Below are 14,500 nucleotides of genomic sequence, written 5' to 3'. Positions count from 1 at the left end.
CGGCCTGGAACACCCGCCGCACCGGCGGGGGGCACTGCAGGGTTTTCGTCGTGAGAGCCACACGATGCAGTCCACGATCGAACACGTCGCCAGCGTCGTCGCCAACGCTGCACGCGCGATGGCCCCGGCCCGCCAGCGCGATATCGAAACGGAGCGCCAGAACCGCCTGAACCGGTGTGGATCTACCGCTGGGCATGATGGCGCGACTTCGCCGGCACGTGCTGTCGCGCGTGTTCTCCGGGAACCGGCTACTCAAGGGAGGATCGTGATCGACGCGTGCCACGTGCGCGTCAGCGCGTGGACGGTGCATTGCGCGACCGGCCGCGTGACGCGCGACGGCGAACCGGTCGAGCCGGTGATCGCGCCGCCACCGTCGTCACCGTCGCGTGCGGCGCCGTGGGGCTGCCTTACGACGAAGCGCTGCCGCAGCGGATCGTCGACGTCGTCGCGGGGTTGCTCGCTCGAGCCTGCGAGCCGGCAGGCGGCGTCATCGCGCCGCCTGCTGCCGCTGCACCTCCTGCGCTTTCATCTGCAGATACGCGCCCCGCTCCACTTCGTGCAGTTGCTGCGGATACTGCTCGGTCGCGTCGAACCAGCGCGCGAGGCGCTGGTCGATCGGCTTGTCGAGCGTCGCGAGATACGTGTCGATCGCGAGGTAGTAGCGCATCGTGTTGCGCTCCAGCAGCCCGCGCACACCGCCGACGTACCGCGGCTGTCCGGCCGAGGCTGCACCGACGGTCGTGAACCCGACCTTGTCGCTGCCGACCGTCGCGAGGTAGGTTTTCATCGCCATCCGGCCGACCGTGCCAAAACCATACGAATACGTGAGATGCAGGAACGTGCGCGACGCGCCGACCGGCACGGCCTCGAGCGCGATCCGGTAATCCTTCGTGCCCATCGGGCCGCTGTCGGCGGTCAGGTCGACCTGGAAATAATCGGGCGTCGCGGCCGCCACGCGATAGCGGAACTGCACGCGATAGGTGTCCGACAGCTTTTGCTCGATCTTGCGGCCGAGGTTCACGTCGAGCACCGGGCCGTTGCCGCCGCTCGACGCGTGACAGTACTTGGTGTTCAGGTGCAGGATCAGCACCGCGCACCAGTTCGCGGGGCCTTGCGCGGGATCGTTGAGCTGGCCGTTCACGGCCGCGAACGGATAATCGACGACCGCGTAGATGTCGCCCTTCAGCGACGACGACGCTTCCGACGATTCGAGCACCACGGGCCGGTGAAACGCGTTGTCCTTCAGTTGGGGCCCAAGGCTGCGGTAGCGGTCGAGCAGCGCGGCCGCGCCGCTCGCGCCCTCCGCGCCGAACGACAACGCGCTCCAGCCGACACACAGAGTCACGACGAGCGCGTGCCATGCGCGGCGCGCCGGCCGCGTGCCGCGCGCAAATCCGGATGTCTCCATGCTGGTACTCCCTGGCGCACGATGGTCGCGTGCATGTGTCACAGAATACGCCTGCCCGCTACGCGGCGTGGCGCGGCATGCGGCGCGATCGTCATCGGCTGCGCTTCACCGGCAGCGGCAGTTGCGCGGCGGTGATCCGGATCAGCGTCGCCAGCCATTCGCGGTCGTCCCAGCGATCGCCGGCAATGACGAGATGCGGCTTCGCGGTCGGATACGGCGGGGCTTCGTCGCACGCACCGAGATACGCGCGGCCTTCGGGCGTCGGCTTGACGAACAGACGGTCGTCACAGACGAGCGCGACCATCCTGCCGTCGCAATAGATACCGTATTCGCCGAACATCTTGCGGGCCGATACCGTACCGGCCGCCGCGATCTGCTCGACGATGAAATCGACCGTGCGCTGGCTCGACGCCATGTGAATCTCCGGGATCGAAACATCGTCTGACCGGAGCCGATGCCGCGTGTTCAACTCATTTGTCGATACCGAACGCGCTCGACATCTGTCGCGCCCGCTTCACGTCGTCGCCATGCAGATAGATCGACGTCGTCGAGATCGATGCATGCCGCAGGTTGTCGCGCACCGTCGTCAGCTCCGCGCCGCGCGCCAGTGCGTGGGTCGCATGCGTATGCCGCATCCAGTGCGGGCTCGCCTGGCGCAGCTTGTGCGCGAGCGCCGGGTGGTCGGCTTCGACGGCATCGGCCGTCTGCGCGAAGAAACGCTGCATCACCTTCCACAGCCGCACACTCGTGATCGCGGCCGCGTCGTCCTCCGCGAGGCGCGGAATCAGCGGCGTATCGGGCCGCCAGCGCGCCGGCGTGACCGGCAAGCGGCGCGCGACCAGATAGCGATCGAGCGCCGTGCGCGCGAGCGGCGGCAGCGCGACGCGGGCGGCCTTGCTGCCCTTGCCGATCACCTTCAGCCACGCGTCGCCGTGCGCGTCCGTCTCGATGTCGCCGAGCGTCGCGCCGACCAGTTCGCTCGCGCGCAGCCCGGTCGCATAGCCGAAATCGAGAATGAAGCGCAATCGTTGCGCGGCGGCCGGCGTCCATCCCGACTGCGGCGCACCGTCGCCCGCGCGCTGGCCGAACTCGAGCCCGTCGGCGACCGTGCGGACCAGCAGCCACTCGCCTTCGGTGAACGCATGCGACGTATCGAGTGCGGTCGCGCCGCGCGTGTCGCGCACCTTGACGCCCGCAAACGGATTCGCGAGCAGGTAGCGCTGCTCGATCAGCCAGCGGAACAGCGCGCCGAGCACCGACAGCGTGTACGCCGCCGACCGCGCGGACAGCGCACCGGAGAACGGCCGCCAGTCGGGCGCGCCGCGCGGCCGCACGGGCCCGACCCAGCGCTCGTGCGGCGTCGGTCGCCGGATGAACGCGCGATACGCGAGCGCGTCCTCGGTCGTCAGCGACGACAGCGCGCGGCCGCGCTCGACGATCGCCCACAGAATCAGCCGCTCGGCCTCCTTGCGGTACGCGCGCCGCGTCGCGGGCGATTCGTGCAGCGACAGCCACGCGTGCACGGCCGCGTAATCGTTGTCCGCGTCGAGCGTGCTGGTCGCGCGCGGCGCGCGGAACGTGCCGGCCGAGCCGTCGACTTCGTGCGGCAGCTTCAGGTGCTCCCACGGCACGATGCTGCCGCGCGGCGTCGCTGCGATCAGCGCGCGCGCCCGTTCGGTCAGGTGCGGATGCGCGGCGAAGAACGCCTCGATGCGCCGCGCGCCGGCCATGCCGAGGCCCGCGATCGCCCGCCACCACTGGCGCCGGCGCGGGATCCGCACCGTCAGGTCGGCGAGCGTCGCGATCCCGTGCGCACGCAACGCAACGACCGCGCGCGCCGGCAGCCACAGGCCGACGTCGTCGCTGATTTGCGGTGCCGGCGCGCGCGCATGACGCAGTTGGGCGATCGCGTCGGTGGCCGCTTTCGCCTCCCGCAAACGCTCACCGTCCGGATGGCCGAGCCGTTCCGCGAGATCGGGGCGGCCGACCTGCCGCGCGACGCGCACGAGGCGACGGCGAATCGCACCGATCACGCCGCGCGCCGAGCGCCCGCCGCCGAGCCGGTCGGGCAGGTAGCGTTCGACGGCCTGCCGCACGGTCATGCCCGCGTACCACGCGCGCAGCGCGGCCAGTTCGTCGGCGTCGGGAAAGCCTGCGGGCGCAGGCGAGGAATCGGCGGAAAGCGGTGCAGTGAGGCGCGGTTTCATGGGCGCCAGTTTGACAGAAGCGCCGAGCGGGCGGCAACGTTGAAGTGGCTGATCAGCCAGATCGAGCAGGACGGCACGAATGCGCCGGCGGCGACACGCGCCCACGCGAAATCACGGCGGCGCCACGGCTGTCGCCGGTCGTCGCGAAACCGCGGTCCGACGTGCGCCGCCACCTTGCCCGCCCGCGTCAATCCTCGCCTTTCGGCCCCGGGTTCAGCATCACGACGAAGCCGGCGACGCCGACGATCAACGCAAGCGCGCCGCCGCGCAGCGCCGTCGCGGCATCGAACAGCAGGCCCGTCACGACGGCCATCATCCCGGCGAGCGACACGAACACCGCGATCGCCGCGACGACGATCCGGTACTGGCGGCGTATCATCGCGCGCGCCGCGTCATGCCGCGGCCGCGGCGGCCGGCGCGTCGGCGTCGTCGCCGCGAATCAGCAGCACCGGGCACTTCGAGCCGCGCACGAAACGCTCGGCGACGCTGCCGAGCAGCACGCGCCGGATGCCGCGCCGCCCGTGCGTACCGACCACCGCGAGGTCGATCCCGTGCTCCTTCACATAGCGTTGCAGGCGTTCCGCGACGTCCTCGCCGATGCTCTCGGTCTCGACGAGTTCGGCTTCGCCCTTCGCGCCGGCCAGCGCGATGACCTGTTCGGCTTCGCGCAGCACCTTGCGCCCGTCGTCGCGGATTTCCTCGACGAGCGCGTGCGGATCGAGACGGCCTGCATACGTAAACAGCACCGACTTGTCGACCACGTACACCGCGCTGACGTGCGTGTCGCCCGCCAGCGCCACCTTCACGGCCTCGGCAAGCGCCTGTTTCGACGAAGCGCTGCCGTCGACGGCCACCATGATTTTCTCGTACATGCGAACCTCGCTGGGGTGAGTTGCCGCGCGCGCGGTCGCGCACGGCCATGCCACCATCATCGGCCGGCAGCGGGTGCGGATGTTGACGACGGTCAAGCCCCGGCGATACCGGCGCATGCGGCAAAGCGACGCGACGGGAAGCGGGCGGCTTGCGTCATCGGCCCGCGCGAACCGGGCCGGCGATGCATGCGCCGCTGCCCTTTCGAGCGCCCATCGCGCCGAAGGCGCTATCATCGACTATGCGACTTTCGTCCGGCCCTTTTTTGCCGGCCCCACTTTCAACTCGCTCAACCGACATGACAACGACTACCGAACGCGTGGACGGCGCCGCCCAGCATCTCGTCGCCGCCCGCCATGCCGGCTCGCCCGGCCCGCTGTTGCCCGATGCACTGCGCCCCGACGACATCGACACCGCGCTGGCGATCCAGCAGCGCGTGGCCGACCTGCTCGGCGAACCCGTCGGCGGATGGAAATGCGCGCTGCCGCCGCCCGATCGCGTGATCCTCGCGCCGATCTTCGCGTCGACGATCCGCGAAGCCGATGCGCCGTACCGCGTCGTCGGCGGGCCGATCGTGCGGATCGAGCCGGAAATCGCGTTCGTGCTCGATCGCGACCTGCCCGCGCGCGAGCAGCCGTATGACGAAGGCGCGGTGCGCGCGGCGATCCGCGAAGTGCGCATCGTGCTCGAGGTGCTCGGCTGCCGCTATGCGGAGCCGGCGCGCGCGTCGAAGTTCGAGCTGCTGGCCGACGGGCAATTCAACCAGGGGCTGTGCGTCGGCCCGGTCGTACCCGACGGGTTGAACGTGCCGCTCGCGACGCTCGCGCTGTCGTTCGAAGGCGCGCTGAACCGCACGATCGACGGCAGCCATCCGGACGGCGATCCGCTGAAGCCGCTGGTATGGCTCGTCAATTTCCTCGCGTCGCGCGGCGATGCGGTGCGCGCCGGCCAGATCGTGACGACCGGCTCGTACGCGGGCGCGATCGACGTGCCGCTCGGCGATGCGCTGACGGTGCGCTTCGGCGAGCTCGGCAGCCTGTCGGTGACGTTGACCGCGTGACGAGTCAGGTCTCTTTCACGCCCGGACCGCCATGTCGCTGACACCGCTTCCCGCCCTGCTCGACGCCACCCTGCGCGCCGTCGCGCGCCGTTACCGGCTGCCGCCGCTCGAGCGCGCGGCGTCGCTGACCGACGCGACGAATCCGGCCACCGCGCTGGCGATCGTGATCGAGGAAGCGCGCAGGATGCGGGCGGACGGCCACGCGCCCGGCGCCGACTTGCGGCAGCGCTTCATCGATGCGCTCGCGCGGATGATCCGCGACGCGATGGATTCGTCATCCGGCGATCCGTCGTTTCAGGCGTCGGTGCTGCGTCACGATGCGCCGAACGTGCGCGAATACGCGTCGTTGTCCGCGCACGCCGAGCAGGACCGGCGCGCGCTCCACTCGGCCGTCAATGCGATCGCGCACCCGGCCAAGCTCGAGCGCAGCGCACAGGCCTGGCAACGCGACGGCCTCGCGCGCCTGCATGCGGCGGCGACCACGGCGTCGTGGGCCCAGCTGCACGCGGCGCTCGCGCAACTGCTCGCACTGCCCGAGATGGCGACCGACGCGGCGTTCGAGCAGGACATCGTCAAACTCAAGGACAGCCCCGCGCTCGAACGCATGCTGCGGCTCGATGCGCTGGCCGCGGACGAGGGCGTCCGCCGCTACCGCGCGCTGTGGGTCCGTCAGGGCCCGCTCGTCGGCAGCACGGTCGCCGTCGCGCAGGGCGTCGCGTCCCAGCAGCGCGGCGCTGCCGTCGAGGCGCTGGCGGCGCAGGCGCTCGACGCACTGGCACGCAGGCTCGACGCGGTGGACGAGCAGCGCACCTACCGCGTCGTCACGTCGATGCGCGTGCCGTCGTCGATCCCGGGCCGGCACGACCGCGCGAAAACCGAATGGGATGCGATCCTGCTCGAACGCGCGCGCGGCAACGACCCGGCGCCCGCGTGGAACGTGCGCTTCCTGGTCGAAGCGAAGGCCTCCGCGGATGCCGCGACGACCGATCTGCCGCGGCTGCTGCGCGGCCTGACCCTGCTCGCGCAAGCGGCCCCCGACACGGTCTATGCATTCGAGACGCACCAGGGCACGGTGCGCGTGCACGGCGCATCGCTGCATGCGTTGACGACCGACGAAGCGGCGCTGCCACGGGAGGTGCTGTATTGCTGCGACGCGTCCGCGGATGCGACACCGCGGCTGCTGAGCGCCGCGAGCCGGATGCAGCTGCTGTCCGCGCAGGCGAGCCTCGAATACGCGAGCGCGCTCGCGCAACGGCCGGATGCCGATCCGGGCGGCCTCGGCGTCATCTGGCACGCGCTGCTGACCCTGCCGCAATGGCAGGCCGTTCTGCATCAGTACCCGTCGTTACGGCAGGTCCGCGAACTGATGGTGGCCATCGACGATTTGCGCGCCGCGCTCGACGAGATGGACGACGGAGGCATCGCCAGCAGCGTGTGCGCGTGATGCGCGATCACGACCGGCGCGCGACGCCCACGTGCTGCCCGCTCAGTTGGTGAGCACCCCGAACGGCAGCGTCCACCCGGCCAGCCGGCCGCCGTCGCCCCAGCGCGCATCGGTCGCACCGCACGGCAGCAGGATCGGCGCGGCCGCGCACTCGAGCGTCTCCTTCGGCGTGTGGCCGAATTCCGCCTTGAACAGCCGATGGAAATACTTCTCGTCGGGAAAGCCGTGCGCCCACGCGATTTCCGCGATGCGCTGATGCCGGCGCTGCGGATCGCCGAGCACGTGATACGCGTGACGCAAGCGCCGCCGCGTGATCTGCCGCATCACGCCGCCCTCTTCCTTGAACAACTGATAGAGCCGCGCCCGCGACACGCCGATGTCACGGCAGATCCGTTCGGGCGTGAGGTCCGGCTCCAGCAGATGCATGTCGATGTAGTGACGCACGCGGTCGACCAGCGCATGCTCGATCGGGCCGCGAGCGTCGTTCAACGCCTGCGCGGTCGGCGACACCGCCGCGGCCAGCAGCAACAGCATCGATTGCACGATGCTCGGCACGTCCTGCATGCGCAGGTTCGGCAGGTTCCGGAACAGCGACAGCATCTGGTCGGCGACGAGCCGGCCCACGCCGCTCGTCAGCGTCTGGCCGTGCGCCTGCGCGGCATGGCTCGGCAGCAGGTAGCGAGGCACGACGAGGCTGATCACGTCGCCAGCCTCGACCTTGCAGTCGTTGATCTGCGCGACGTCGTAGACGAACAGGTCGCCCGCGCCCTTGATCAGCTCGGGCCCGCCGGTCTGGCTCGCGAGCCGACCGCCGAGCAGCAGCGTGAAGCGGATCGAATCCTGCCCGTCGAGCCGGATCCGCCGCGGCGTGCGGCGAACCGTATAGGTCGGCGCGCGCGAGTGCCAGTGCCGGCCCGACAAGATCAGCGGGCCGAGCGCCGCGCCGCTGGCTTCCGCGTCGCACGGGCCGTGGCCGCCGTCGTCGTCGAGCCGGTAGTCGCACAGCATGTCCTTGACCCAGATGTGGAACCGGTCCGGCTCGGGGTAGTCGGTCGTGCGGAACTTGAAAACAGGGACAAATGCAGCTTGATCCATGACAGTTTTTTATCGAACCGGCGGGTCAGGAAAGAATCGGTTCGTCGATTATCGGACCAAATTGCGCGGGCGCAAGGCCCACGCGATGCATCGTCCCCCTAAGCGATCGACCGACGCCCGACGCCGGGCGCGGTCGTCATCGCGCCCATCAGCGTTGCGGATGGCATTCCCAGTTGTTGTACGTCGGCCGATCGATCGGCGTGAGCCCCGGAATCATGAACACCGTACAGCCGAAACGCCGCCCCTTGCCGGTCGTCGCGTCGTAACTCACCTTCTGGCCGCCGAGCCCGTCCTTCTTCCCGTACTGGACGTTGGCGATCGTGATCTCGTCCGACGACGCGAGCCCGAGCGTCTTCGCGGTCGACGTCTGGACGTCGACCATGTTCATCTGCGTCGAGCCGCACGCGGCAAGCACGAGGCCGGCGGCCGTGATGCCCAGCGCGGTCCGTACGGTGCAATACAAGGTTTGCTTCATGGTTTCTCCTTCGATTTCCCAATGCGAGGCGCTTACGTGCCCGGCGTATAAAAACTAGCCTGGATCTGGCTGCCGATCGTCGCGACATACGATTGCCAGAGCAGCGCCATCGCTCCCGTCGCGTTGACGGCCAGCGCCGGCCACGACGCGCTCTGCGGCGCCACCGTCGACGCGCTCCACGCGCCCTTCCGGTAGCTGGCCGCGACGACCGCCGACGCGCCCGGCAAACCGGTGTCCTGCCATGCGGCCGTCACGTTGCCGCCCGCATCGACCACGAGCGGCGGGTACTGGATTGCCGCGCCGTTCAGGTGTTCCGTCAGCCGCTGCAACGGCCCCCAGTTGCCGCTTGCATCGGACACGCTTACTTGCAGCGCCGCGCCGCCTTCCGCCCACATCGCGGCCGCCACGCCGTTTTCGTTGACGGCCAGCATCGGCGTCGCGATGAAGCCGGTCGGCTCGACGATGGCAGGCGCCACGGGTTGCGACGGCTGCCATCCGGTGCCGGACACATAGCGTTGCGACATCGTGGTGGTGGTGAGCTTCCCGCCCGTCACGTCGAGCTGCCCCCAGAGCAGCGTGATGTTGCCCTTCGCGTCCATGCCGGCCACCGGCGAGATGATCGTCGTGAACAGGCTCGTGTTCGATACGGCCTGGTTGACGTCGGTCCAGCCGTTGGCCGCGTCGTACGTGGCCGTCCACAGCGCCGAGTGCGTATGGTTGGTCTGCCGCCACGCGAGCACGGCGCGGCCGGACGACAGGACCGAGATCATCGGCCCCACGTTGTCGGTGTCGCCCGTCACCGCGCCCGGCCCGGTCTGCACCGGCATCTGGATCAACGCCGTCGGCGACCACTGTCCGGACTGCGTGTAGCGCGTCCACGCGATACGCGTATCGAGCAGGCTGATCGACTGCGTCCACGCGACGAGCGCGTTGCCCTGGCCGTCGATCCCGGCCGAATAGGTCGACCCCGTCACGTCCGGCGCGACTTCGAACGCCGCGCCCCAGCCGCCGGCCGGGCTGTACGGGCGCGCCCACAGCGCATACGTGTTCGGACCCGGCATCCATTCGGTCCAGAACGCGACGGCCTGCCCGCTCGCGTTGCCGACCACGCGCGACGGGCTCGAACTCGTCGTGTTCATCGAATGCGAGCCGTCGCCCGTGTCGAGCCGCGTCGCGGTTCCCCAGCCTGAGCCAGCGGCATAGCGCGCGCCCCACATCTCGTTGCCGTTCGCGCCGGCCGGACCGTTGGTCATCCACGTGGCGAGCGCATTGCCGTTCGCGTCGATCGTCACGCTCGGGGCGCCCTCCGGCCCCTTGCCGTCCACCGCGGCGGCCGTCGACCAGCCGGCCTGCGGCTGCGTGGCGCCGCCGCCGGTCGGGCCACCGGTCGACCCGCCGCCGGGCGACGTCGAGCCGGACGGCGAACCGGGGTTGCTCGACGTCGACGACGCACCGCCGTTCGTCGCGACATCGTCGCCGCCGCATGCGGTCAGTGCGAGCGCGGCCGCCATGACCATCCATGTAATGGGTTTCATCGGGATCCTCTTGTTTTCATTTGTCGGCGTACTCTCGTCTGCCGTCGAGCGGATACGACGCATCGTTTCGCCCGTAAAATTATTACGTCGTGCTATTGAACGAGCGTGGAAACCGGCATTTGTCCGCGTCCCTTTCATGATCGATTCCGTCGTGCGGATCGACGCGTACGTCGCTTTCGGCAGCCCTCCCCCGTCATGCAGCGCGGCCCCCGTCAGGTCGTCCATCGTCGGACGTCCGCCACTGCCGGCTGCATCTTAATTCAAGCGATCCGGATTCAAGGTGGCGTTGCGTCCACACTGAGTGGATTTCCGTTTCGAGGGAGCCTGCCCCCCCCCGGCGCGGCTGGCAGGCCGGCACACTGCCGGTCATGACGGCCCGTGAGGTACGATACGCGCCGGGACAAAACACCCCCTGAGAGAACCGGCCGTCGCGGCCCCCTACCCGACACAAGAAAAATGCGAAGAAACCCGACGCTGAACCGAACCCTGCTTGCCGCGCTGGCGGCCAGCCTGCTGTGGACGCCGACCGCCCATGCAAGCGGAGACGACGGCTGCTACGTGCCGAACACGCTCCGGCAGACTTCCTACTCGTGCGGCAACGTACCGATGCTGACGCCCGCCAACGACACACGCATCAATGCGATGCTGATGATGGTCGACAGCGGCAAGGTCGCGCAGGTGTTTCCCGATCCGAAGACCATCCCGGCGAAAGAGCGGATCGACCGGATCGTCGTGCCGTTCCCGATGGACTTCTCCGGATGGATCGACATCGGCCAGAAGGTGCCCGACAGGACCGGCGGCGCGGCCGATGCCGATGCCGATGCGTCGTCGAACCGGTACGCGGACGGCGAAGGCAGCATCTGCCGCAGCATGAGCGCGGGTGCGGCCGCGTTCAACGACGCAGTGGGCGGCGCCGGCGGCCTGCCCGCCGACGAGGCCGCCCGCCTGCGCGCGGCGCGCGCGGACATCGCGCAGAAAACCTGCGCGGCGGGCGGCGCGAGCGCCGCGTGGACGAAGCCGCCGGTCAAGTCGCCGCTCGGCCAGCAGTTCGCCGCGTACCTCGACGGCACGAACGCGTTCTACCGCGCCGACTTCCTCACCGCGACCCGCGCGTTCGCGAACGCATCGCACAGCGCGGACCCGTGGCTGAAGGAAACCGGCCTCTACATGGCCGGGCGCGCGCAGTTGAACGCCGCGCAGGCCAACGCATTCGACAACGACAGCCCGACGCCGACGCGCGCGCGCGTGACGAAGGTATCGCTCGACGCGGCGAACACGGTGTTCCGGACCTACCTGAAGGTGTATCCGAAGGGGCGCTACGCGGTGTCCGCGAGCGGGCTGTTGCGACGGGTCGCGTGGCTCGGCGGCAACGTCACGCAGCAGGCCGACCTGTACGGTCATGCGCTCGCGCGCTGGTCGCCGGCGACGTCGAACGTGCCGCTGATGCAACTGGCGAACGAACTCGACAGCAAGCTGCTGTTCGGCCCGGAATTCGACGCGCGCCAGATCCAGTCGCCGACCGTGCTCGCCACCGTCGACCTGCAGCGCATGCGCGCATCGGACAGCAGCGATGCGAGCCGCAAGCCGATGACGCTGGACGAGCTGCAGGCGCAGAAGCCGCGCTTCGCGAACGCGCCCGCGCTGTACGACTACCTGCTCGCGACCTGGTACGTGCAGCTCGGGCACAAGCCGGACGCCGCCCTCGACCTGCTGCCGCAGACGCCCGCCGCACCGCTCGACTACTTCGGGCTGAGCCAGCAGGCGCTGCGCGGGTTCGCGCTGGAGGACAGCGGCCAGAACGACAAGGCCCGCCAGCTGTGGCGCGACCTGATCCCGCTCGCGACGTTCCGCTTCCAGCGCGAAATGCTGGAACTCGCGCTCGCGATCAACCTGGAGCAGGCCGGGCTCGTCAACGACGTGTTCGCCGACGATTCGCCCGTGCAGAACGCCGCGATCCGCGGGGTGCTGCTGCAGCGCGCGGCCAATGCCGACCTGCTGCGCGCGCAGGCGCAGAATCAGGCGACCACCGGCGCGCTGCGCAGCACCGCGCTGTACACGTTGCTGTACAAGGAGCTCACGCGTTCGCACTACGCGGACTTCCTCGCCGATACCGCGCTGGTGCCCGGCACGCCCACGGATCCGTTGAAGCCGTTCGTCGCGGCCGGCGCGAAAAACGAAGACGGCTACACGTGCCTGTCGGCGCGCGACGTCGCCGCGACGCTGCAGCAGAATCCCGCCGATCCGAAAGGGCTGAACTGCCTCGCCGATTTCGTGCGGCTGCATCCGCCCGCGTCCGGCCTCGAAAGCGATCCGGCGCCGTCGTGGGTCCGCAATGCGTCCGGCACGACCGCCCCGCGCGTGCCGCCGACGCTCGGCGCGGCGCCGTCGCAGTTCGCGGGCCAGCCGTACGAGCGGATGTCGAGCTACGTGACGGTGATGGCCGATACGCAGGCGAACCCGAACGACCGCGCGTACGCGTTCTACCGCGCGATCAAGTGCTACGCACCGGGCGGCTCCAACGAATGCGGCGGCAAGGACGTGCCGAAGAGCACGCGCAAGCGCTGGTTCGACACGCTGAAGACCGCCTATCCGGGCAGCCCGTGGGCGCAGAAGCTTCGCTACTACTGGTAAGCGCCACATGAAGCGCATCGCGTGCATCGCGCTGCTGCTGGCCGCGCGCGTCGCGCTGGCCGGCACCGTCGACGCCGCGCGGTACGACGCGTTCTGGCTGTGGGCGGGCGTGAAGCCGCAGGCGGTCGTGCGCGGTGCGCGCATCGTCTACGTGCTGCAAGGCCAGATCGAAGCGTCGCCGCGGGACGAGTCGCAGGTGCGCGTGATCGCGCAGGGCGTCGCGCTGCCGCCCGCGCCCGACGCACGCGTGTGGCTCGTCTATCGGGCGCATACGCTGCGCTGGACGCCGCGCGTCACGCGGATCATGCTCGCGCAGCTCGCACGCTGGCGCGCGTCGGGCCGCACGATCGCCGGCATCCAGATCGACTTCGACGCCGGTACGCGCCATCTGCAGGATTACCTCGCGTTCCTGCGCACGCTGCGCGATACATTGCCCGCCGATTGCCTGTTGAGCATCACGGGGCTGCTCGACTGGAGCAGCCGCATCGATACCGACCAGGTCAACCAGCTCAAGGGCATCGTCGACGAGGTGGTCGTGCAGACCTATCAGGGCCGCCGCACGATTGCCGACTACGCGGCCTATCTGCCGCGCGTCGCGCGGCTGCAACTGCCGTTTCGCATCGGCGTGATCCAGGGCGGCGAGTGGGACGCGCCGCCGTATCTCGCGTCGAATCCGTGGTTCCGCGGCTACGTCGTGTTCTTGCGCAACGGGTAGCGGTCAGCGGGCGCAAACACGGCGGGGCGATCGGCTGCCGTAGCCAACGCCGCGGCCGGATCGCCTGTTTTCAATCGCGGCGCCGCCCGCCGCAGCGGGCCGGCGCCGCCATCATTACGCCCGCACGAACGCGAGCAGGTCGGCGTTGAGCACGTCCGCGTTGACCGTCAGCATCCCGTGCGAGTAGCCGGGGTACGTCTTCAGCGTGCCGTTCTTCAGCAGCTTGACCGACTTCAGCGCGGAATCCGCGATCGGCACGATCTGGTCGTCCTCGCCATGCAGCACGAGCGTCGGAACGGAGATCGATTTCAGGTCTTCGGTCTGGTCCGTTTCCGAAAACGCCTTGATGCCGTCGTAATGCGCCTTCGCGCTGCCTTCCATCCCCTGCCGCCACCAGTTGCGGATCACGCCCTGATGCACGGTTGCACCTTCGCGGTTGAACCCGTAGAACGGGCCGCTCGGCACGTCGAGGAAGAACTGCGCGCGATTGTCGGCGAGCGCTTTCCGGAAGCCGTCGAACACCTCGAGCGGCAAGCCTTCGGGGTTCGATTCGGTTTTCACCATCAGCGGCGGCACCGCGCTGACCAGTACGGCCTTCGCGACGCGGCCGGCCGGCTCGCCGTGCTTCGCGACGTAGCGCGCCACTTCGCCGCCTCCGGTCGAGTGACCGATATGCACCGCATTGCGCAGGTCGAGCGCCTCGACGACCGCGAACGCATCCGCGGCGTAATGATCCATGTCATGGCCGTCCGAGACTTGCGCCGAGCGGCCGTGGCCGCGGCGGTCGTGCGCGATCACGCGATAGCCGTGCTGAACGAAGAACAGCAGTTGTGCATCCCAGTCGTCGCTCGACAGCGGCCAGCCGTGGTGAAACATGACGGGCTGCGCGTCCTTCGGGCCCCAGTCCTTGTAGAAAATCTCGACATTGTCCTTCGTGGTGACGTATGGCATCGCGGTGCTCCTGTGAGGTGGATGAACGTGGCGAACGGGCCGCCGCCATTATCGGCTTTATTGTGAAACCGCGACGCCATCGTGCAATGCAATGGCCGATCGTCCACTA

At 69.4% G+C, this 14,500-nt stretch carries 13 protein-coding genes; 4 read left to right on the top strand and 9 right to left on the bottom strand.

Annotation, left to right across the window (positions count from 1 at the left end):
- Positions 1 to 487: 487 nt before the first annotated feature.
- The 5 genes from CFB81_RS30825 to CFB81_RS30800 form a co-directional block, all read right to left on the bottom strand.
- Entirely contained in the window at positions 488 to 1,408 is a 921-nt protein-coding gene (locus CFB81_RS30825; RefSeq protein ID WP_089437682.1) for a hypothetical protein, read from the bottom strand.
- Positions 1,409 to 1,499: 91 nt separating this feature from the next.
- Positions 1,500 to 1,823, bottom strand: coding sequence for a TfoX/Sxy family protein (locus CFB81_RS30820; RefSeq protein ID WP_069619156.1), 324 nt, complete (start codon positions 1,821 to 1,823; stop codon positions 1,500 to 1,502).
- A 55-nt stretch (positions 1,824 to 1,878) separates the two neighbouring features.
- The gene (locus tag CFB81_RS30815) at positions 1,879 to 3,615 is read right to left on the bottom strand and encodes a site-specific integrase (RefSeq protein ID WP_089437681.1); all 1,737 of its coding nucleotides are present in this window, start codon (positions 3,613 to 3,615) and stop codon (positions 1,879 to 1,881) included.
- Between the two features lie 187 nt (positions 3,616 to 3,802).
- Positions 3,803 to 3,994, bottom strand: a complete 192-nt coding sequence (locus tag CFB81_RS30805; protein ID WP_069619158.1) for a DUF2964 family protein — start codon at positions 3,992 to 3,994, stop codon at positions 3,803 to 3,805.
- Positions 3,995 to 4,007: 13 nt separating this feature from the next.
- Positions 4,008 to 4,487, bottom strand: a complete 480-nt coding sequence (locus CFB81_RS30800) for a universal stress protein (RefSeq protein ID WP_089437679.1) — start codon at positions 4,485 to 4,487, stop codon at positions 4,008 to 4,010.
- 296 nt (positions 4,488 to 4,783) lie between these two features.
- Here CFB81_RS30800 and CFB81_RS30795 point away from each other — a divergent pair, with 296 nt between their 5' ends.
- Both CFB81_RS30795 and CFB81_RS30790 read left to right on the top strand, forming a co-directional pair.
- Positions 4,784 to 5,545: a 2-keto-4-pentenoate hydratase gene (locus CFB81_RS30795; RefSeq protein ID WP_089437678.1), complete on the top strand. Its 762-nt coding sequence runs from the start codon at positions 4,784 to 4,786 to the stop codon at positions 5,543 to 5,545.
- Positions 5,546 to 5,576: 31 nt separating this feature from the next.
- Positions 5,577 to 6,989 (top strand): 3-deoxy-D-arabino-heptulosonate 7-phosphate synthase, encoded by a 1,413-nt coding sequence (locus CFB81_RS30790; protein WP_089437677.1) that lies wholly within the window; start codon positions 5,577 to 5,579, stop codon positions 6,987 to 6,989.
- 42 nt (positions 6,990 to 7,031) lie between these two features.
- On the opposite strand, the gene CFB81_RS30785 is transcribed toward CFB81_RS30790, so the two are convergent.
- The 3 genes from CFB81_RS30785 to CFB81_RS30775 all read right to left on the bottom strand — a co-directional run bounded on the left by CFB81_RS30785 (position 7,032) and on the right by CFB81_RS30775 (position 10,094).
- The gene (locus CFB81_RS30785; RefSeq protein ID WP_089437676.1) at positions 7,032 to 8,084 is read right to left on the bottom strand and encodes an AraC family transcriptional regulator; all 1,053 of its coding nucleotides are present in this window, start codon (positions 8,082 to 8,084) and stop codon (positions 7,032 to 7,034) included.
- Positions 8,085 to 8,232: 148 nt separating this feature from the next.
- Positions 8,233 to 8,559: a hypothetical protein gene (locus CFB81_RS30780; RefSeq protein WP_089437675.1), complete on the bottom strand. Its 327-nt coding sequence runs from the start codon at positions 8,557 to 8,559 to the stop codon at positions 8,233 to 8,235.
- A gap of 32 nt (positions 8,560 to 8,591) precedes the next feature.
- On the bottom strand, positions 8,592 to 10,094 hold the full coding sequence (locus CFB81_RS30775; protein ID WP_089437674.1) for a hypothetical protein: 1,503 nt from the start codon (positions 10,092 to 10,094) through the stop codon (positions 8,592 to 8,594).
- A 456-nt stretch (positions 10,095 to 10,550) separates the two neighbouring features.
- On the opposite strand from CFB81_RS30775, the gene CFB81_RS30770 reads away from it, so the two are divergent.
- Both CFB81_RS30770 and CFB81_RS30765 read left to right on the top strand, forming a co-directional pair.
- Complete coding sequence (locus CFB81_RS30770) at positions 10,551 to 12,725, top strand: hypothetical protein (protein ID WP_089437673.1); 2,175 nt, start codon at positions 10,551 to 10,553, stop codon at positions 12,723 to 12,725.
- 7 nt (positions 12,726 to 12,732) lie between these two features.
- Positions 12,733 to 13,440: a DUF3142 domain-containing protein gene (locus CFB81_RS30765; protein WP_089437672.1), complete on the top strand. Its 708-nt coding sequence runs from the start codon at positions 12,733 to 12,735 to the stop codon at positions 13,438 to 13,440.
- A 114-nt stretch (positions 13,441 to 13,554) separates the two neighbouring features.
- Here CFB81_RS30765 and CFB81_RS30760 read toward each other — a convergent pair whose 3' ends face one another.
- Entirely contained in the window at positions 13,555 to 14,391 is an 837-nt protein-coding gene (locus tag CFB81_RS30760) for an alpha/beta fold hydrolase (protein WP_089437671.1), read from the bottom strand.
- Between the last annotated feature and the right edge of the window lie 109 nt (positions 14,392 to 14,500).

This window comes from Burkholderia sp. AU28863, assembly GCF_002223195.1.
Classification (GTDB): Bacteria; Pseudomonadota; Gammaproteobacteria; order Burkholderiales; family Burkholderiaceae; genus Burkholderia; species Burkholderia sola.
The sequence above is the reverse complement of the archived record's forward strand: the minus strand, read 5'-3'. Positions and strand labels throughout refer to the sequence as shown.